Annotated in this window: 16 protein-coding genes; 10 read left to right on the top strand and 6 right to left on the bottom strand. The window is 29.4% G+C overall.

From position 1 onward, the window contains the following. Positions 1–8: 8 nt before the first annotated feature. Positions 9–215 carry a hypothetical protein gene (locus tag RR561_RS06715; RefSeq protein ID WP_332506786.1) on the bottom strand — a complete coding sequence of 69 codons (207 nt, stop codon included), beginning with the start codon at positions 213–215 and terminating at the stop codon, positions 9–11. A 272-nt stretch (positions 216–487) separates the two neighbouring features. On the opposite strand from RR561_RS06715, the gene RR561_RS06720 reads away from it, so the two are divergent. The 3 genes from RR561_RS06720 to RR561_RS06730 all read left to right on the top strand — a co-directional run bounded on the left by RR561_RS06720 (position 488) and on the right by RR561_RS06730 (position 3,065). Continuing rightward, a complete protein-coding gene (locus RR561_RS06720; protein ID WP_332506787.1) occupies positions 488–2,020 on the top strand; it encodes a cell wall-binding repeat-containing protein in 1,533 nt (510 codons plus the stop codon). Positions 2,021–2,334: 314 nt separating this feature from the next. After that, complete coding sequence (locus RR561_RS06725) at positions 2,335–2,874, top strand: DUF6442 family protein (protein WP_332506788.1); 540 nt, start codon at positions 2,335–2,337, stop codon at positions 2,872–2,874. Then, positions 2,874–3,065: a helix-turn-helix transcriptional regulator gene (locus RR561_RS06730; protein WP_332506789.1), complete on the top strand. Its 192-nt coding sequence runs from the start codon at positions 2,874–2,876 to the stop codon at positions 3,063–3,065. Before RR561_RS06725 ends, RR561_RS06730 begins: the two co-directional genes overlap by 1 nt. A gap of 121 nt (positions 3,066–3,186) precedes the next feature. Here the strand turns inward: RR561_RS06730 and RR561_RS06735 are convergent, their stop codons facing one another. Then, on the bottom strand, positions 3,187–4,617 hold the full coding sequence (locus tag RR561_RS06735) for an aminoacyl-histidine dipeptidase (protein WP_332506790.1): 1,431 nt from the start codon (positions 4,615–4,617) through the stop codon (positions 3,187–3,189). Between the two features lie 400 nt (positions 4,618–5,017). Continuing rightward, entirely contained in the window at positions 5,018–5,644 is a 627-nt protein-coding gene (locus RR561_RS06740) for a GntR family transcriptional regulator (protein ID WP_332506791.1), read from the bottom strand. Positions 5,645–6,473: 829 nt separating this feature from the next. Here RR561_RS06740 and RR561_RS06745 point away from each other — a divergent pair. The 3 genes from RR561_RS06745 (at position 6,474) to RR561_RS06755 (ending at position 10,940) form a co-directional block, all read left to right on the top strand. Then, positions 6,474–7,883 (top strand): bifunctional folylpolyglutamate synthase/dihydrofolate synthase, encoded by a 1,410-nt coding sequence (locus RR561_RS06745; RefSeq protein WP_332506792.1) that lies wholly within the window; start codon positions 6,474–6,476, stop codon positions 7,881–7,883. A gap of 432 nt (positions 7,884–8,315) precedes the next feature. Continuing rightward, the gene (hcp, locus tag RR561_RS06750; RefSeq protein WP_332506793.1) at positions 8,316–9,953 is read left to right on the top strand and encodes a hydroxylamine reductase; all 1,638 of its coding nucleotides are present in this window, start codon (positions 8,316–8,318) and stop codon (positions 9,951–9,953) included. Positions 9,954–10,331: 378 nt separating this feature from the next. Further along, positions 10,332–10,940, top strand: coding sequence for a hypothetical protein (locus RR561_RS06755; protein ID WP_332506794.1), 609 nt, complete (start codon positions 10,332–10,334; stop codon positions 10,938–10,940). 235 nt (positions 10,941–11,175) lie between these two features. On the opposite strand, the gene RR561_RS06760 is transcribed toward RR561_RS06755, so the two are convergent. Next, positions 11,176–12,414, bottom strand: coding sequence for a D-alanyl-D-alanine carboxypeptidase family protein (locus tag RR561_RS06760; RefSeq protein WP_332506795.1), 1,239 nt, complete (start codon positions 12,412–12,414; stop codon positions 11,176–11,178). Between the two features lie 362 nt (positions 12,415–12,776). On the opposite strand from RR561_RS06760, the gene RR561_RS06765 reads away from it, so the two are divergent. Next, positions 12,777–13,307 carry a DUF4364 family protein gene (locus RR561_RS06765; RefSeq protein ID WP_332506796.1) on the top strand — a complete coding sequence of 177 codons (531 nt, stop codon included), beginning with the start codon at positions 12,777–12,779 and terminating at the stop codon, positions 13,305–13,307. 279 nt (positions 13,308–13,586) lie between these two features. On the opposite strand, the gene hflX (RR561_RS06770) is transcribed toward RR561_RS06765, so the two are convergent. Together hflX (RR561_RS06770) and hflX (RR561_RS06775) are read right to left on the bottom strand one after the other, a co-directional pair. After that, complete coding sequence (hflX, locus tag RR561_RS06770) at positions 13,587–14,879, bottom strand: GTPase HflX (protein WP_332506797.1); 1,293 nt, start codon at positions 14,877–14,879, stop codon at positions 13,587–13,589. 31 nt (positions 14,880–14,910) lie between these two features. Then, entirely contained in the window at positions 14,911–16,224 is a 1,314-nt protein-coding gene (hflX, locus tag RR561_RS06775) for a GTPase HflX (RefSeq protein ID WP_334309597.1), read from the bottom strand. Positions 16,225–16,617: 393 nt separating this feature from the next. On the opposite strand from hflX (RR561_RS06775), the gene RR561_RS06780 reads away from it, so the two are divergent. The 3 genes from RR561_RS06780 to rpsD all read left to right on the top strand — a co-directional run bounded on the left by RR561_RS06780 (position 16,618) and on the right by rpsD (position 19,611). Beyond that, positions 16,618–16,881 (top strand): cysteine-rich small domain-containing protein, encoded by a 264-nt coding sequence (locus RR561_RS06780; protein WP_332506799.1) that lies wholly within the window; start codon positions 16,618–16,620, stop codon positions 16,879–16,881. Between the two features lie 39 nt (positions 16,882–16,920). Then, positions 16,921–18,465 carry a cardiolipin synthase gene (gene cls, locus RR561_RS06785; protein ID WP_332506800.1) on the top strand — a complete coding sequence of 515 codons (1,545 nt, stop codon included), beginning with the start codon at positions 16,921–16,923 and terminating at the stop codon, positions 18,463–18,465. Between the two features lie 540 nt (positions 18,466–19,005). After that, the gene (gene rpsD / locus RR561_RS06790) at positions 19,006–19,611 is read left to right on the top strand and encodes a 30S ribosomal protein S4 (protein WP_332506801.1); all 606 of its coding nucleotides are present in this window, start codon (positions 19,006–19,008) and stop codon (positions 19,609–19,611) included. Positions 19,612–19,809 lie beyond the last annotated feature (198 nt).

Below are 19,809 nucleotides of genomic sequence, written 5' to 3' on the forward strand. Positions count from 1 at the left end.
AAATATTCTTAATGAATATTTAGATAAATTCTATAAACTATAATTAAAAGCCCTATAAAAATAAAAAAACTAGATATTATTGTTTTTGGAATTGGTACTCCATTCCAAGATTCTTTATCTTTTGAGTCTTTAGCTTTGAAAAAGTTATTAGATTTTGCTAAAAAAATAAAGCCTATAATAAATAATACAATTCCAAATAAAATAGTACTGTCCATAATTTACCTCCGAAAAACCAATTATATTTTACAAGTAATAAAACTATATTAAGTAGATTTAAATATCCAATTAATGACTATTATACTATATTAACATATAATTTAAAAAATAAATTGTCACTTTTATGGGTATAGAATAATATATATATTTTTAGAAAAGGCGCTCATATGTGGAGAATAATATATCGAATTTTTAGAAAAATCAATAATTTAGCTCTTACTATGGTACAATTAAAATATAAACTAAAATTCAAATTAAAAGGAGGGATATTATGAGAAGGTTATTTGCTCTATTTTTATCGTTGGCAATAATGGTATCTTCAGCAACATTGATATCATCGGCAAGTGAGGATTTGAGCGTTAGAAGGATCTCAGGAGCAGATAGATATCAAACTCCTATCAAGATTAGTCAAGAGTACTTTAATCAATCAGATATAGCTATAGTAGCTAGTGGAGAAAGTTTTGCGGATGCACTTATGGGAGGAACTTTGTCAGCTCAAGGTGAGTTTCCCTTGTATCTTGTATCTAAAAACTCTGTAAAAGCAGAGCTTAAAGAAGAACTAAAACGTATAAATGTCAAACAAATATTTTTATTAGGTGGAAAAAACAGTATATCTAGCAATGTAGAATCCAGCTTATCAAATATGGGGATTTCAGTAGAGAGAATCTCAGGAAAAGATAGATTTGAAACAGCAGAAAAAGTTCAAGGAAAAAGGCTAGATCTAAGTTATGGTGATATTTATTATCCAATATCAAATGTAACATCAGTAGTGAGTTCTAAAGTATTTGCTGATGCCTTAGTAGCTACTCCTATGATAGTGAATAGACATTCTAAGGTTGAATTTGCTAGAAATGATCCTAATTATTCATATAGCTCACCTGTAGCTTTGGTGTTTGGCGGTAAATCATCCGTGAATATAGAAGAAAAAGATTATACTTTGAGAATATCAGGAGAAGATAGATATGAAACAGCTGTAAAAGTAGCAGATCAGTATAAAAATATACTGGGCAAAAATATAGACACTGTAATATTAGTAAATGGTCAAGACTATCCAGATGCCCTATCTTCGGCTCTTGTATCAACAATGAATAATGCAGCAATACTTCTTAGCGAGTCAGAAAAACTAAATGAGCATACAGAAAAATACATAAAAGAAAATAATATAAAAAATGTAATAATAGTAGGTGGACAAAACTCTATATCCAAATCGGTTGAGAAGGAACTATCTGGAAAAAACATAGAAGAAAATATAGATAGCTCAGTAAATGGTTGGATAGAATCAAACTCTAATAGATATTATTTTGTAAATGGAAATAAGAAAAAAGGTTGGAATAATATAGATGGTAATAGATATTATTTCAATAATGATGGTGTCATGCAAACAGGTTGGATTTATGACAAATATTTTGGAGACGGTGGGGGAAGAATTCACGATAGTAGATACTTTGTATTAAAAGATGGAACTTTGGCACCTCAATGGCATATAGAGGGTGATTGGGGTACAACTGAAGATGGTGTATCCGTATTGGTGGATAGAGAAGTTGGAAGAAAAAAGGTCTTAGAATATATAGAAAAAAATGAATCTGAAGTTTACCAAAAAATAAAGACAAATGAATATACTATGTTTGGTGCTGGATATGGACATGCTGGATTCTTCGATAGATTCTATATATCCAAAACGAAAGATTATACGAAGTTTAAGGAAGATGAAAATGGAGCAGAAGGTAGCTCAACAAATCCTCTGATGAGTTTTGCTATAAATGTATATAGTGGTGAAGTAAAAAAAGAAACTTGGAATAAATAATCTATGTAAATATAATTAAAAAATAAATCAAAACCTTTAAATAAAATTTGCCACTTCTCTTTAAAGCTATAAGTTTGAAAAAGCACCTGTTGACTAATGGGTGTTTTTTTATTTTATAAATATTTCCTATGAATATTTTCTATGAAGAATCTAAAAATTTATAATAAAAAGCATAATTAAAATATGAATGTAAAATATAGTTGACAAAGAGCAAGTTATAAATTACTATATATTATATAGATTTGAATATAGCAGATATTTTTAATAATAAAAAAATACGTTTAATTAACTGCTATAATAAATGGAGGTGTAATATGGGAGATAATAATGCTTTTAATGTGGGTATGTTTTTAGGTATATTTATAGTTGTAGTATTTGGATTACTCTTTAGAAAAAAGTTTTCGAGAGGGGAAGTTAAAAAATACGATGAACGCCAAGAATTAATTAGAGGAAGAGCATATAAGCATGGATTTAAATCTATGCTTATAACAATTATTTTATTACTTTTTGCAGAGTTCTTATTTGGAAGACCGTTTCTGGACAAGTGGATGTATTCACTTATAATTATAATAGTGGGATCAAGTGTATTTGTTGTATATACAATTGTATTTGATGCATATTTCTATATATCTATGGACAGAAAAAAATATATAACAATTTTAATGATTGCAGCGGTTATTAATCTAGTCTGTGCGGTATTAATGATAATTAGTGGCGGTGTGATTACAAATGGGATACTGACTGTGAAATCAATAAATATTTTTGTTACCTTGATGCTTTTAGTTGTAATAGCTGCCATCAATTTCAGGGCAAAAATTGATGCTCAACTTGCTAAAAGAGAGGATGAAGATTAATGAAAAATCTAAAGATGAAGTCAGCTAGGGCAGCAAAAGGCTTGTCTCAGAAAGCATTAGCGGACTTGGTAGGGGTATCTAGACAGACAATTATTGCTATTGAAAAGGGCGATTATAATCCCACTATTAATCTTTGTGTATCAATATGTAAGGTTTTGGATAAAACCCTCGATGAGCTATTTTGGATTTAATCTAGAAGAAAATTAAATGTATAAGTTTAAAACTATTAATTTAGAATAAATACAAATATACAAAAAGGTTGCTACTCTGTAGCAACCTTTTTATTTATAAATATATTATTTTATTACTTTATTACTTTAAGTTAGCAAGTAAGCTCTTTGTAAATTCCCAAACTCTCTGAACAGAAGATATACTCATGTTTTCCTTAGGAGTATGAGCATCTCTTATCTGAGGTCCGTAGCTTAACATATCAGTGTTTGGAAGGATACCCTTAAGTAATCCACACTCAAGTCCTGCATGTATTGAATGAACCTTAGGTTCTTCACCATACTGCTTAACAAAAGTTTCAACAGCTATGTCTCTTAACTTAGAGTCAGCTTCATACTGCCAAGCTGGGTAAGCTGCATATTCTCTAGAAGTAGCACCAAATCTATTTGCTATTATAGCAAGTTGATCTAATATTTCTCTTAGAGAACTAGTAGATGCAGAACGAACAGAAGTTATAAGCTTAAGCTTACCATTTTCTTCTCCTATTATAGCGTTGTTTAGAGATGTCTGAACAAGGTTTTCTATATCCTTACTCATATACTGAACACCATCAGGAAGAGCCATTAAGAATTCAATAATATCATTACTTAAATTCTTTTCATAAGCATCCTTTGCTTCAGTTTCTTTTACAGCTATTGTAAGACCTGGATCTTCAACTCTGTATTCTTCCTTAAGATCAGCAATTATAGAATTGATAGTTCCTTCTATCTTTGCAAAATCATCAGTAAATATTACAGCCTTTGCATAACTAGGAACAGCATTGTGCTTGATTCCACCTTCTATAGAAGCTAAAACAATATCATTCTTTACAGAATTTAATACTCTTGTAGCCATCTTTATAGCATTTGCTCTTTGCTTATGTATTTCTCCACCTGAGTGTCCACCCTTAAGGCCAGAAACAACTATTTCATAAGCCTTTCCGCTAGCAGCTTCTCTCTTAACGTCAAATACCATATCTATGTTAGAGCCACCTGAGCAACTTACTAGGAATTCCTTCTCTTCTTCAGTATCGATGTTTATTAAACGAGTACCAGTTAGGTGATCAGCAGTTAGAGCCATAGCACCATCCATACCAGTTTCTTCGTTTGTTGTAATCAATAATTCTAGTGGAGGATGTGGAATATCGTCAGCATCTAATATTGCTAGTCCGTAAGCAACAGCAATACCGTCATCTCCACCTAATGTAGTGTTGTTAGCTGTCATTATATCGCCATTAACTACCATTTCTATAGGATCTGTGTCAAAGTTATGATTAGAATCATCAGTCTTAACACAAACCATGTCCATATGTCCCTGAATTATAAGTGTTTCAGAGTTTTCATATCCTGGAGTACCTGGTTTCTTTATTATTACATTTAAGATATCGTCCTGATAAACTTCAAGTCCTCTATCCTTTGCAAATTTTACTAAGAAATCACTTACTTCTTTTTCGTTGCCTGAACTTCTTGGATGTTGGTTTATTTCATAAAACCACTTAAAAACTTCCTTAGGTTCAAGATTGCTAATATTGTTCATTTTCCAAACCTCCTAAAATAAATAAGATTAAAAAAATCTTAATACTGTATAGCCCAAAAATATTAAGGCTTTATTTTATATTAAAGGACTAAAATATACTTTGTCCCTTATTTATCATACAATATTTGTGCAAAAATTACAATAATATTGAATTAATTTATTATTTTTTTAATTGCAGCTTTTTAATAAATTACTATATATAAGTAATAATGGTTTATATTATCTATTAACAAAAAAAGAATAAAAATAAATGTATATAAATAAAAAAAGTTATAAATATTGTAAAAACTTCTTAGTATATAAAATTAAAAATATTTTTGATACTTTAAAATTTTAATTTTCTTATTTTATATTTATTATTTTATCTTTTAATATTTTATATAAAATAAAAGCTTACTCTCTAAAAAAGAGCCTCTTTTACCTTTGAAACAAAATCATTTATATGTTGACGAGAACTTTCTTCTGCAGCAAGTTCATCTTGGTTTTCTATAGCAGTTATAATTCCGTTAAATCTTTTGGTAAATATTGTCATATCTGTAAAATATTCATTACAGTAGTGCCATAGTCTTTCTGTATGAAGATGAAGGGATTGAAGTGTTGATGTTAGCCAAGAATTACCACAGGCATCCATAATAATAGAGTGGAACTCTTCATCAAGATCTATTGCCTTTTGGTAATTGTCCGCTGCACAGAAAGTTTCAAGCTCTGCCGTAACTTCTTTTAATCTTTCGAGTTTTTTTGGTGTAATATTTTTTACAGCTAGTTTTGTAGCCATAGGATCAAGTACACTTGTAAGCTCAAAGAGAGCTTTCATATTTGTAAAATCTATAAATGATACCTGTACTCCATATCTAGGGACAATATTCAATAATTTGTCCATCTCTAATCTTTGGAATGCGCTTCTGACAGGAGTTCTACTGATATTAAATTCTTTAGAAATCTCTATTTCATTTAAAACATCTCCAGGCTTATATTCATTTCTAACTATTCTTTTCTTCAATTCTTCGTAAATATCAATTTTTTTCATTTCTACCTCCTACCGTTAATCTGTCAATTAAAGTGTTTAAATTTATTTGTAATTGTGCACATAGATACTTGATTCGAAACTTCAAAGTAGATATAGAATCATTATCACAGAGCACTAGCAGTTTGTTTATATTGAAGCAATTATTAAAGCTATTTTAAAGTTATAATAACTTCATATAGATATAAAATTGTATTTTATTAATATTTATAAAAATAAACATAAACAATCATTAGAAAAACATAGCAACATTTTAAAATATCAATAATAAGATACAAAATATATATCTTTTATACAATTTTAGAATAATATTATGATTGTAGATGTATTTATATTTAGTAAAAAAACTTTAATAGTTATTCAATTAAAATTAATATATTATATCTAACATTATGATTATACCCAGTTTTTCACTAAAATACAACACAAGAATGAAATAATGATAAAAAATCATTCAATTATAAGGAATATTATGTAAATACTATTGTCTAGCGAATTATTTATTAAATCAATTCAAAAAATGTGTTCAAAAATCAAAATAAAATATCAAAAACAAGTTTTTTTTTAAGGTAAAAAAGCATATTAAAATATCTATAGATTTTAATATGGAAATATGACTAGACTATAAAACATATCTATAAATAAAAATCAACTTTTGTGTATTTTTTGATATGCATTATTATTAAGCAAAAGTATAGCCCGTATAGTTTGCAATAGAAAACTATAAAAGTATAGATTTTGTAAGAAATAATAAACTTTTAATATTGTATATTACATGTATAATATAAGTATAAATAAATTGAAGGGAGTACAGATTTTTATCTGTTTTTAAATGAATTATACAGAAGCAATAAATTATATACATGGTGTAGATAGATTTGGAATGATTTTGGGATTAGATAGTATTAGAGAACTCTTGAGGAGATTAGATAATCCTCAGGATAATTTAAATATTATTCATATAGCAGGTACAAATGGTAAGGGATCAACAGCATCTTTTATATCAAGTGTGCTAGTAGAAAGTGGTTATAAAACTGGTCTTTATACATCTCCTTTTTTGGAGCGTTTTAACGAAAGAATAAGGATTGACGGTGAAGAAATCAAAGATGAAGATCTGGCTGAATGTGTTAGTGAAGTTAGAGAAAAGGTAGATGAAATGCTGGAAGATGGTTGTAATCATCCAACTGAGTTTGAAATTGTAACTGCTACAGCATTTTATTTCTATAATAGAGAAAAGGTAGATGCTTTAGTACTAGAAGTTGGCCTTGGAGGAAGATTTGATGCTACAAATGTCATTGAAAAATCACTATTAAGTGTAATTGCCTCTATTAGCAAGGATCATATAGGAGTTTTGGGAGATACAGTTGAAAAGATTGCATTTGAGAAAGCAGGAATTATAAAAGAAAATGGTCAAGTAATACTATATGGTCAGGAAAAAAATATAGAAGAAGTAATTAAAAATATTGCCAATGAAAGAAATGCCAATGTAATAGTTACTGATAATAACAAAATAGAGATAAAGAAATCAAACTTAAATAATCAGGTATTTAGTTTTACAGATTATTTAGGTAATAATTTTGAAGATATAAAGATTAGAATGATCGGTGAACATCAGATAAGAAATGCTGTTTTGGCAGTAAATACGATATCGTATTTGAGAGAGCATTCAATATTTTCTAATATCACTGATGAAAGTTTAAGAAAGGGTTTGTTAGATACTCGATGGGCAGGTAGATTGGAATTAATATCTGAAAAGCCAGTATTTGTGATAGATGGGGCACATAATGTTGAAGCTGCACAACTTTTAGCTGACGAAATAGATAGGCTATTTGACGAAGAATGGGATAAAACTCTTATTTTAGGAGTTTTGGCTGATAAGGAAGTAGATGCTATAGTAAAAATATTAGTTCCAAAATTTGATAGAGTAGTTATTACTTTGCCAGATAATCCAAGGGCTATGAAGGTGGATGAACTTGCATATAGGGTAGGAATGTACTGTGATGATATAGTTTGTATAGAAAATGTTGATTCTGCAGTGCAGCATTCATTAGATAAGATAGTTAGTCTATCTAATGAGGAAAAAACAAATACTAAGCTGAAAGCGAAGAAAAAGGGAAGCAAAAAAGGTTCTAAAGAAGCAAAAAACATTAAGGCAAAGAAAAAAGCAATATTTGCTGCAGGTTCACTATACCTAGTAGGACATATAAGAACATTCATAAAAAATAATGATGACTTAAAATAAAATTAATTACAGGTCTAGGCTATTTTTAAATTTTAATTACTTAAATATTTAGTGATATTTTAATAAAAATTTTCTAGAGAATATTTTTTTATAAATCTAGATTTTAAAAATTATAGCTAAAAACTCAATAAAAAATTTAATTAAGTTATTTTGAAAAAAACATTAAGTTCGTTGCATCTGCAACGGACTTTTTTAATTATATAGAATATAATAATAATCAAGATAAAGAAATGAAGTAAACACTTAAGTTGCTAATTGAATTTTATGTGAAAAAAGATCTATTAATGTTTAGAAAAAGCATAAATGGTATATTATAAGAATATATGGAAAATTTAGAAAAAACTATTTGTAAGCCTATAAATAGTAATGTATTCATGATTCAATTAGTCAAAATGGTGACTAGAAAATATAAAAAAGAAAAGGAGAATGGTTATGAAAGATTTAAATATGTTTTGTTTTCAATGTCAGGAAACAGCAGGAAATTCAGGATGTACAGTAAAGGGAGTATGTGGAAAACCTTCAGAGGTTGCAAGAATGCAGGATTTATTAATGTTTGTAACAAAGGGACTTTCAGAAGTTACAACTAAGCTAAGAGCAGAGGGAAAAGAAGTTCCTAAGGAAATAAATCATCACATCACTCTAAATTTATTTACTACTATAACAAATGCAAACTTCGATTTTGATATATTTGTAAATAGAGTGTATCAGACACTAGACATAAAGAAGGATTTGTTGGTTAGACTTGATAATAAAGAAAATCTTGGAGAAGCTGTTCTTTGGGACGAGAGAGATCTAGATAAGATGGACGAAAAATCTAGAATAGTAGGAGTTCTTGCAACTGAAAATGAGGATGTAAGAAGTCTTAGAGAGTTAGTAATATATGGATTAAAAGGATTATCAGCATATTCTAAGCATGCAAATGTTTTAGGTTTTGATAATGAAGAAGTAGATATATTCTTACAAGAAGCAATGTACAAGACAACACTTGCTTTGAGTGTAGATGAATTGATTGCTCTTGTATTAGATACAGGTGCTGCAGGGGTTAAGGGCATGGAATTATTAGATAATGCCAATACTTCAACATACGGAAATCCTGAAATAACAGAAGTAAATATAGGCGTAAGAAATAATCCTGGAATATTAATATCAGGTCATGACCTATGTGATTTAAAGCAGTTACTAGAACAAACTAAGGGAACAGGAGTGGATATATATACTCATTCTGAAATGTTACCAGCAAACTATTATCCAGAACTTAAGAAGTATGACAATCTAGTAGGTAACTACGGAAATGCTTGGTGGAAGCAAAAAGAAGAGTTTGAAAGTTTTAATGGACCAATACTTATGACTACAAACTGTATAGTTCCTCCAAAGGATAGTTATAAGGATAAGATATATACTACAGGATCAGCAGGTTTCCCTGGATGTAAGCATATAGAAGGTTCAATAGGAACAGAAAAAGATTTTAGTGAAATAATTGAACACGCAAAGAAATGTCAGTCTCCAACTCAGATTGAAGACGGAAGCATAGTTGGTGGATTTGCTCATAATCAGGTAATCTCACTAGCAGACAAGATTGTAGAAGCTGTAGAAAATGGAGACATCAAGAAGTTTGTAGTAATGGCAGGATGTGACGGTAGACAGAAGGGTAGAAACTATTATACTGAATTTGCAGAGGCTCTTCCATCTGATACAGTAATACTTACTGCAGGATGTGCAAAATATAGATATAACAAATTAAATCTAGGAGATATAGGTGGAATACCAAGAGTACTTGATGCTGGACAGTGTAATGACTCATATTCTCTAGCTGTAATAGCTATGAAGCTTCAGGAAGTATTTGGACTAGATGATATAAATGATCTTCCAATAGTTTATAATATAGCTTGGTATGAACAAAAAGCAGTAATAGTATTGTTAGCTTTACTAGCTCTAGGTGTAAAAAATATTCACCTTGGACCAACTTTACCAGCATTTTTATCTCCAAACGTTGTAAATGTTTTGGTAGAAAACTTCGGTATAGCAGGAATCGGTACTGTGGAAGATGATATAGAATTATTAATAAAATAACAAGTTGATAAAAAGATTTTATTTTTAAATAAAGTAGGCGGCCATTGGTCGCCTTTCTTTATTTAAAAAGTAAAGTAAAAAAAAGAATAGTAAAAAAGTTTTGAAAATATTCAATAAAAGGCTATAAAAATATTGTTAAATATTGTATAATAGAATTAAGAAGAGAAAATATTTTCACATACAATGCGAATTAGAAAAAATAAATACATAAAACATTTGTAAAAAACAGTATTATGATATATAAATTAATTTTTAAAAAGTCTAATGATTTTAATAATAAAGTATAGGAATATAAAGGTTGTGAAGATATTATCGTGTACAAACTGATGTAGGTAAAAAATGCAGTTTGAAATATTGAGATATAGGGGTGTGGATTAAATGACAGAGAAAAACAACAATGAATTCAAAAAGAGCTATAGAAGAATACTTCAACAAGAACAGTTTGTTCAGGCGGTAGTAAAGGTGGCAAATGAACAATTACCAGATATGAATTTAGGCGAAGTTATTGATGAAAAATATGGCAAAATAGAAGATTGTAGTGTGGCAATAACTCACGATGGCGATATTAAGTGGTGGGAAAAGACTTTAGGTAAGGTAGAAAATAGATTTGCCTATTCAGTAAAGGTGGTAGTTGGAGCGGATGAAGGCCTACTGGATCATTTAAAAGAAGAACTATATAAGCTGGGCAAAGAGATTAACATAGAATATGAAAATCGCCCAGTAATTTATATGTATTATGTAATCAGAAACTTATTATTGGATGGTGGGGTTACTGAAGAGTTCAATAAAATAATGAGTGAAAGCTTTGATGAGGTAGTTTGGACAAGAAATAGACCAACAACACAGAAATACTGGACTTATCTAGATGTAGATTTTAACAAATATTACATACCTTTAAGAAGAAGTTTTATATATGGATTATTAGAAAAAACAGATATAAAGTTTAGCACATTAGATGATACAATTTTTGTACTTGCTAGAAGATAATATTTCCAATATTGTACATCAGTATTCAAAGTAAGTTTTTGTTAATAATTTTGTAGGGGAATTATTGATAGATTTGAGTATTTAGAAATAGCGATGGAGAATTTGTAGAAATTTTTAATAACTATAAATTTTTTATTATAGATTATCTCATTAAAAAGAGTGTTATGTTATGATATTTTAAAATGGTCGTTAGCTTATGCTAACGACCATTTTTCTTTTCAAATTTATAAATACTTTATTTCAATGTAAATACTGGGTATTCGCCAGTGTAGGTTGGTTTTTTAATTTGATTTTTAAAGGCACCAAGATACAGTTTAATCTTAGAAGTAAAAGATAGGTCTGATATATTCATATATATGTCGGATTTTGTAACTATATTATCATACTTATCTGTTACTGTTAATTCTCCTATTGGTTTTTTCTTAGCATCTTTTATGCTTATTTTTTTATACTTTATTGATTCTTTAAAATTCTCATCTACTCTTTTTAAAGTCTTAACATCCTCTTTTGCAAATACTTTTGTGCTAAGTGCATCGGAATTATTAATCTTCGCAGTAGTGATTTCCTTATCTTTTGCATAAAGAATTTTAGTCTTATAATATTGATTTATAAAGATAAGAGAGTTGTATGCAGATTTTTCTCTATCTTTCTCTGTTCCAGCACCCATAGTAACGCCTAATAGCCTGTTTGCGGCGTCATTACCGTTACCCTTATCAACTTTCATTGAATAGGCAAGACAATAGCCAGCCTTGCTTGTGAAGCCTGTTTTTAGGCCATCGACATTTTTGATCAAAGGAAGTAGGGGATTGGTACTTTTTTCATCTATATGTTTTTTAGTGTCTACTAATTTTTCTTGATCTGTAATTTGTGTTAGTTCTTCTGGATAGTGAGTATACATCCATCTAGAAAGAGTCAAGACATCTCTAGCTGTAGTAGTGTTCTCTACAGAACTGCCATCTGGATTTATCTTATATGGAAGTCCATTTGGATTGTAAAAAGTAGTATTTTTCATTCCAATATCTTTTGCTTTTTTATTCATCATGTCGTTGAAATTTTTGTAACTACCGCCAACATGACCAGCTATAGCAAGTGCTGCATCATTTGCAGATACAATCATCATACCGTCCATCAAATTTTTTAATGTAATTTTTTCCCCTTCTTCTAGCTTTATGTTTGTACCTTCTCTGTTTACATCACTAGCTTTGATAGTAATTACATCATCTGGGCTAACTTTTTTATCTTTTATAGCATCAAATGTCAAAAGTAAGGTCATAATCTTTGACATACTTGCCATGGCTGATTTTTCGTCTGGATTCTTTTCGTATATAACTCTTCCTGTGTCAAAGTCAGAAATGATAGAAGACTTTGAAAATCCATCACTAAATCTTTGGGAAGCTCCGAATGCAACATTTGGTAAAAGCATAACCACAGAAAGTCCTATAGCAATTACCTTTTTTATAAATTTAATAATCATCACAAATAACTCCTTAAAATATAATATATTAAAATTTTAAATTAAAATTATCCTAGTAGTTCATATTTTTAGTACATATTTAATTTTAATTTTTTCTCAACGCCCACTCTTATTTTAGCACTTTTTTATGAAACTTCAATTTATTTTGCGTTATTGTTATAATTTGTTAATGTTTTGATGTTGAAAATGAACTATTTGTCATTAATTGTTTGGAAAAAGAGAAGCTATCATTAAAAAAAATTAATTTTAAAAACTTTGACATATTTAGAAATTTCATCTAAAATTATTATTGGAATATAAAATAAAATCTCTTACTTTGTGTTGGAGAGATACATTATTTATAATATAGATGGGAGAAAGCTATGTTTGAAAACGGTACAGATGATTTGATACTTGAAAAACTAGTTGTATTGTACACTTTAAATAATCTGGAAAGAGATGTTACAGAGTCGCAACTTACACATATAATACTGAAAAATGATGTAATGAATTATTTTACTCTTATGGCATTATTACCAAAGATGATAGAATCAAAGCTGATAATGAAGTACAATAAAAATAATACATCACTTTACGCAGTAACTCAAAGTGGTTTGGAGGTTCTTATAAACTTTCAAAATAGAATACCAGAATTCTTCATAGAGAAAATAGATGAGTACCTTAGAGATAATAGTGATGAATTATTTTCATCTGAAATAAAGAGACAATCAAGTTATTCTGTTCAAGGAGATTCATCCTATGTAGTGACTTTGATTGTTACAGAGGGTCGTAAAAATATCATGACTCTAAATCTAAATGTAGAAACAGAAGTAGAGGCAAAAGAATTATGTAGAAAATGGAATCACTCTTACATAGATAGATATTCTATGATATTAGATATACTTAATTCTTAAACTTGTGTTATACTAGACTATAAAATTGCTTTTAGCAACTTACATAGTGGTGAATCTTTATACAAAATAAAAGAAAGCTTTTCTAAGCTAATATATAAAGATTATATTTTCAAAAATATAGATTATAAAGTAAGCTAATAGCAAAGTATTTATTTACTTGGTGATTTAAACACTATTGTTTATATTGCTATTTGCTGTGTTATCCAATAAAAATGTGATGGTCAAATTGGCCATCACATTTTTATATTATATTAAATTATCTTATAAATTAGTTTTATACTATTTTATAAAATCTCTGTACTTTTCAAACTCACCATTGTTTAAAACAATATTAAGTTCTACACCGATATCATTTAAAACAAAATCTTCTATTTCTATAACTCTTTTTTCTTTTATTTCATTAAATACATCAAATCTTGAATATGGTATCAAAAGAGTAACTTCTTCTTCACTTTCAAAAAGGTTTTGCTCAATAACATTTATTAAACGATCAAAGTTGTATCCAGATTTGGCAGAAACATATATCTTTTCATCGCTGCTTTCAGGAATATTTTCGATTCTATCAACTTTATTTAGTACGCTGACATTTTTCTTCTTTGTTATTCCTATTCTTTGCATTGTATAATTCATAATATTTTTCTGAATGTCTAAGTCATATGAGCTCGCATCGTATACAGTAAGTATAAGGTCTGCGTAGCTTAACTCTTCAAATGTAGATCTAAAAGCAGCTCTCATAATACCTGGTAGATCACTCACAAATCCAACTGTATCCACAAGTAAATATTCTTTACCATTTGGTAGAGTAGACTTTCTCAAAGACATATCAAGTGTAGAAAGCATCTTATCTTTTACAATAACAGCACTTTCTTCTGTATGATCAGGATCTAACTCAAGAAGTTTATTCATAATTGAAGACTTACCTGAATTTGTATATCCTATGAAAGCAACTAAAGGAAGTTCATTTCCAACTTTCTTTGATCTTTGTACGAATCTATTTTTAACAGTGATAGCAAGTTCAACTTCCAGTGAATCCAATTTTTCTCTGATTTTTTCTTCATCTGTAAGAAGTCTTCTGCCATTTGGATTATTGACACAGATTCCATTTCCATATTTATAAATTCCTTGGAATCCTTCAAGTCTAGTAAGACGATATCTTAGCTGAGCCTTTTCAATTTCAAGCTTAGTTTCTCTTCTGTTTGATCTAGTAGATAAGATATCTAGTAGAAGCATTGTTCTGTCTACAATTTTCTTACCTGTTAAATCTTCAAGGTTTTTAATTTGACTTCCTGTTAGCTCGTCTATGAATACTAGCATATTAACATCTAGGTTTTCTATTTCAACCATTAAATAGTCTAGTGCTTCTTTATCTAAATAGTAGTCCTTATCTATTTTTTGGTGAAGTGTAATTTCAGCTTTTACTTCTGCTCCAGCAGCTTGAACCAATTCTTTCAGTTCAATCATAGAGTCTTCAACGCTTGTAGCATGTATTTTTTCGCCTTCAGCCACAGCTATTGTCACTGCCACCTCATCAAAGCTATTTACATTTTTATTTGATATTATTAGTCTTTCCATATTAACCTCCTAAATAAACTGTACACTTATACTAAATTTCTTTAACATATTCTTTATATATATTGTAGTCAACTTCATCAAGAGATACGACCAAATCAATTCCTTGGTCTGTATATTCAAATGTATCAATAGGGTATTTATCCTTAATATTGCTAAAGATATATCCCTTATCAAAAGGTATTAATAGGTTGACTTCATAGCTGTCTTCCATAAGAAAGTTTTGAATCTGATTGACTAGTTTGTCCATGTTGATTCCTTTTTTTGCGGAAATATATACAACATCATCTTGATTCTTTGGGTAGACATCTAAGTTTAATTGATCAATCTTATTGTAGACTGTTATTGTCTTTTTTTCATCTGCTTTTAAATCTTTTAAAACGCTCTCTGTTGTGAACTTCTGTATATCAGAACTTTCGTTAGTAGCATCTATTACGTGGATTATTAAATCAGCGTATTGAACCTCTTCTAAAGTAGCCTTAAAAGCTTCTATCAAATCATGAGGTAACTTACTGACAAAACCAACAGTATCTACAAGTAAGAATTCCTTTTTATTTGGAAGTAGTGCCTTTCTTAGAGTTACATCAAGTGTCGCAAAAAGCATATCCTTAACAAAAACTTCTTTTTCATTTTCGTAATCAGGATGAGTTTTTATCAGTTCATTTAGTAGAGTAGACTTGCCAGAATTTGTATAGCCGACTAATGCTACTATTGGAATTTGATTTTTTTGTCTTTGTGCTCTTTGAACCTCTCTATTTTTGGCAACTTCTTTTAATTCTCTTCTAATATTGTTTGCACGGTTTAGAATGTGCCTTTTATCTTTTTCAAGCTTTTGTTCACCAGGACCTCTAGTACCTATACCAGCTCCGGTTTTGCTCATCTGTCCTCCCATACCATATAGTCTAGGAAGTCTATATTTTAATTGAGCAAGCTCTACTTGTAATTTACCCTCTTTACTTCTAGCTCTTTGTGCAAATATGTCTAGTATTAAAGTAGTTCTGTCGATTATTTTTTTACCGACAATATTTTCTATGTTTTTTATTTGAGCTCCAGATAATTCATCGTTAAACACTACCATTGTAGCATCTAATCCTTCAGCATAGTTTTTTATTTCATCAATTTTACCACTACCCAGATAGGTAGCAGTATCTACAGACGAACGGTTTTGTACTATTTCACCTACAACTTGGGCACCAGCAGCTCTTACAAGCTCCTTTAACTCATCCATAGATTCTTCTATAGATATTCGTTCAGTGTCTCTGCTTGATGATGTAAGGTTTAGACCTACACAGAGTGCTTTCTCTCGAAGATTCATAAGCTCTTCATTACTAATATTCAAATCACTCATTAAATTATAAAATTTATTCTTAGTATCAAGATAAAACCTACACCTATCTCAATATAGAATATCTCCTTTCTAAAAATTCGTTATTTTCTTTCTATATACTATAATTATATCATATTTTCAATGTTTTTATTAGCAGTTAAATAAACATACTTTGACAAATAATAATCTAAATTCAACACATATATGCTGTTTGTGAACTACTTTGTATGGTATAATAAAATGATAAAAATGATAGAATAAAATAATTTATAAAGAAAATAGAGTTTTTTAAGCAATTTATGCGTTTTTTATAAAGTGCAAAGCAAATTATTAAAAAATAGAAAATTTTTTAATAATAATGAACACAAACTTATGAGGTATTTTTAACAAAAATAATTTAAAGGAAGTGATTATATGAATAAGGAGTATAAGTTTTTTAGTCATAAAAAATGCGAATATTTTCCATGTCACGAGACAGAGGATATAGATAATTTTAATTGTCTATTTTGTTATTGTCCATTATATGCTCTAGGAAGTAAATGTGGTGGAAAATATAAATACAATGAAAAGGGGGTAAAAGACTGTACAGATTGTATTTTGCCACATAAGAGGGAAAATTATGAATATATAATAAAAAAATTTGGAGAAATATCAGAAATAGCTAGACAAAATAAATAGTAAGGTGTTAGATTATACTGTACGAAGGGAGTGATTAGCTTGGAAGAGAGAGGCAGAAATAGTATTGGACGTGCTGCGATAGCCGCCCTAGGTTTTTTACTTCAGGTAGTTTGGATTTTGTTTCAGGTGCATAAGATACATGATTACTATCCTGTTACTGCAGGTATAACCAAGGCAATAGCAATATTGGTAGTTCTTAGAATATATGGAAAACATACCAAGTCTGACATTAAAATTCCATGGATGGTATTATTATTGGTGTTTCCAGTTGCTGGATTAGTATTTTATATATTATTTCAAGGAAATGCATCCTTGTATTTTACAAAGAAAAAATTTAGGTCAATTGTTGGTAAGTTGGGAAGCAATCTAGAATCTGATGATGAACTTCTAGATGATATATATAATATGGATCTAAGCTTGTATGGGCAGAGTCATTACATATCAAAAACAGGAGGATATCCTGCATATAGGGGATGTCAAGTTGAGTATCATAAAGATGCAGATATAGGAATAGAAGCACAGAAAAGGGAGTTAAAGAAAGCAAAAAATTTCATATTTATGGAATATCATGCGATAGAAGACTCAGTATCATTTCGTAATATAGAGGACATACTTGAAAAAAAGGTTAAAGAGGGTGTAGATGTAAGAATTATATATGACGATATGGGCAGTGTTGGGTTTATCGGAAAAAGCTTTAGACAAAGACTTAAGGAAAAGGGTATAAAGTGTTTGGTATTTAATCCTATGCTTCCGTTTTTAAATGTATTTATGAACAATAGAGATCACAGAAAAATAACTGTAATAGATGGTAAAGTTGGTTTTACAGGTGGATATAACCTAGCCGATAGATACTTCAACATAGATAGTCCATATGGCTATTGGAAAGATACTGGAATGATGATCAAGGGTAGAGCGGTTGATAGCTTTACAGTGATGTTTCTAGAAATGTGGTATGCAATAAATCCACAAGAAATGGAAGAAGAAAATATAAGAGATTATATAAATATAACAAAAGAAAATTATGCAGACAATGGTGGTATTGTACAGCCATATGGAGAGAATCCTTTGATAGAAGAACTCTTGGCAGAAAATGTATATTTAAACATGGCAAAAAATGCAAAAAAATATTTATATATTATGACTCCATATCTATTAATAGATGATAGTACAAATGATGAACTTGTACTTGCAGCCAAAAGGGGTGTAGACGTAAGAATTATTACGCCAGGTATACCAGACAAGAAACTTATATACAAAATGACTAGATCTTATTACAATGCCTTAGCACGTGGAGGAGTCAAAATATATGAGTATACTCCTGGATTTATGCATGCTAAACAGTATATATGTGATGATAGTGTGGCAGCTTTGGGTACTATAAATATGGACTACAGAAGTTTGTATCTTCATTTTGAAAATGGTGTCTTGATGTATAATATGGGAGAAATTGCTAAAATAAAAGAAGATTTTGATGATGTTCTATCTGAAAGTAAAGAAGTCACTAAAGATTATCTTAACGATAAGAGAAGCTTGTCTAAAAGAATTATTCAGTGTTTATTGAGATTCTTTGCACCACTTTTATAGGAGTGAATTTCTGATTTTTTATAAACCATATTATAAATCAACTATATCAACTATTAAGAAACAAAGATTATGAAGTAGCTTATAAAGAATAAAGTATTTAAGAAGTTGATAATAAACATTACAGAGAAAATATAAATGGACAAGAAAAAATAAATATAGCGACTGTCAAACTTTTATGAAGAAAATCATATTTATATATTTTTTTATATGCAGATATAGGGTAAACAGCTACACATATAATATAGATTGATGTGTTTTGATAGATAGAATATATTACATATTATTGATAGAAAAATATATAAAAGATATTATTAAAATTTAAAAAGACTTTACAAAATCAAAAACAGATAGTATAATAGAACAGTCGTATAAACCCAATATGACAAAATCCTTTAAATGGACAATGTAGTAAAGCAAGGTGTGTATATAAGAAATGATGAATTTTTTATATGGGTTGTTTGCTTCACACATCCATCTTAAAGCGGACAATGTGCATGTGCACATCCACAAAATATTTTTAAATTAAAAAGGAGAAGAATTATGTCATCAATTACAAGAGGACCAAAGTTCAAGTTATCTAGAAGACTAGGACTAAACGTATGTGGCCATCCAAAGGCTATGGATAGAGCTGGAAGAGGAACTGCAAGAAGTGATAAGAAGCTTTCACCATATGGACAGCAGTTACTTGAAAAGCAAAGACTAAGAGCTTACTATGGTGTAGGTGAAAAGCAGATGAGAATCTACGTAAGAAAGGCTCAGAAGGTTCAGGGACCTACTGGTACAGCACTTGTTACTACTTTAGAATGTAGACTAGACAACCTAGTATACAGAATGGGACTAGCTAACTCAGTAAGACAGGCTAGACAGATGGTAGGACACGGACACGTTCATGTAAACGGAAAGAAAGTTGATATACCATCATTTATAGTAAGTGTTGGAGACGAAATATCACTAAGAGAAAAGTACAGAACAAATGAACTTTTCAAGGCTAACTTTGAAGCTGCAGCTTTAAATGAATATTCTTATATAACTAAGAATCAGGATAATTTCTCAGCTGTATTAACAAGAATGCCTGAAAGAGAAGAAGTGCCAATCGAAATTAATGATGCACTAGTAGTCGAATTCTACTCTAAGTCATCTCTTTAATAAAAACTCTAATTGTAAAATTAGAACTAAAGAAGATTATAAACCGTTGCAAATTTTGCAACGGTTTTTTTATTATTTAAATAATAGTTTTTTGTAAAAAAGGTGATTTTATACTTGTTAAGTGATATAATAAGATTAAGAAGTACAAAAATTCAAAAAATTGTTTATGGGTTTTGTATATAGCAAATTCATTTGATA

The organism is Peptostreptococcus sp. (genome assembly GCF_036639115.1).
In the GTDB taxonomy this organism is placed as follows: Bacteria; Bacillota; Clostridia; order Peptostreptococcales; family Peptostreptococcaceae; genus Peptostreptococcus.

What these genes read in the sequence shown, in the direction of transcription:
- RR561_RS06720 (WP_332506787.1), top strand. Translation starts at nt 488, where the DNA reads ATGAGAAGGTTATTTGCTCTATTTTTATCGTTGGCAATAATGGTATCT.
- hcp (WP_332506793.1), top strand. Translation starts at nt 8,316, where the DNA reads ATGAAAGATTTAAATATGTTTTGTTTTCAATGTCAGGAAACAGCAGGA.
- hflX (WP_332506797.1), bottom strand. Translation starts at nt 14,879, where the DNA reads ATGGAAAGACTAATAATATCAAATAAAAATGTAAATAGCTTTGATGAG.
- RR561_RS06715 (WP_332506786.1), bottom strand. Translation starts at nt 215, where the DNA reads ATGGACAGTACTATTTTATTTGGAATTGTATTATTTATTATAGGCTTT.
- rpsD (WP_332506801.1), top strand. Translation starts at nt 19,006, where the DNA reads ATGTCATCAATTACAAGAGGACCAAAGTTCAAGTTATCTAGAAGACTA.
- RR561_RS06760 (WP_332506795.1), bottom strand. Translation starts at nt 12,414, where the DNA reads ATGATTATTAAATTTATAAAAAAGGTAATTGCTATAGGACTTTCTGTG.
- RR561_RS06745 (WP_332506792.1), top strand. Translation starts at nt 6,474, where the DNA reads ATGAATTATACAGAAGCAATAAATTATATACATGGTGTAGATAGATTT.
- RR561_RS06755 (WP_332506794.1), top strand. Translation starts at nt 10,332, where the DNA reads ATGACAGAGAAAAACAACAATGAATTCAAAAAGAGCTATAGAAGAATA.
- RR561_RS06730 (WP_332506789.1), top strand. Translation starts at nt 2,874, where the DNA reads ATGAAAAATCTAAAGATGAAGTCAGCTAGGGCAGCAAAAGGCTTGTCT.
- RR561_RS06780 (WP_332506799.1), top strand. Translation starts at nt 16,618, where the DNA reads ATGAATAAGGAGTATAAGTTTTTTAGTCATAAAAAATGCGAATATTTT.
- RR561_RS06725 (WP_332506788.1), top strand. Translation starts at nt 2,335, where the DNA reads ATGGGAGATAATAATGCTTTTAATGTGGGTATGTTTTTAGGTATATTT.
- RR561_RS06765 (WP_332506796.1), top strand. Translation starts at nt 12,777, where the DNA reads ATGTTTGAAAACGGTACAGATGATTTGATACTTGAAAAACTAGTTGTA.
- RR561_RS06740 (WP_332506791.1), bottom strand. Translation starts at nt 5,644, where the DNA reads ATGAAAAAAATTGATATTTACGAAGAATTGAAGAAAAGAATAGTTAGA.
- RR561_RS06735 (WP_332506790.1), bottom strand. Translation starts at nt 4,617, where the DNA reads ATGAACAATATTAGCAATCTTGAACCTAAGGAAGTTTTTAAGTGGTTT.
- hflX (WP_334309597.1), bottom strand. Translation starts at nt 16,224, where the DNA reads ATGAGTGATTTGAATATTAGTAATGAAGAGCTTATGAATCTTCGAGAG.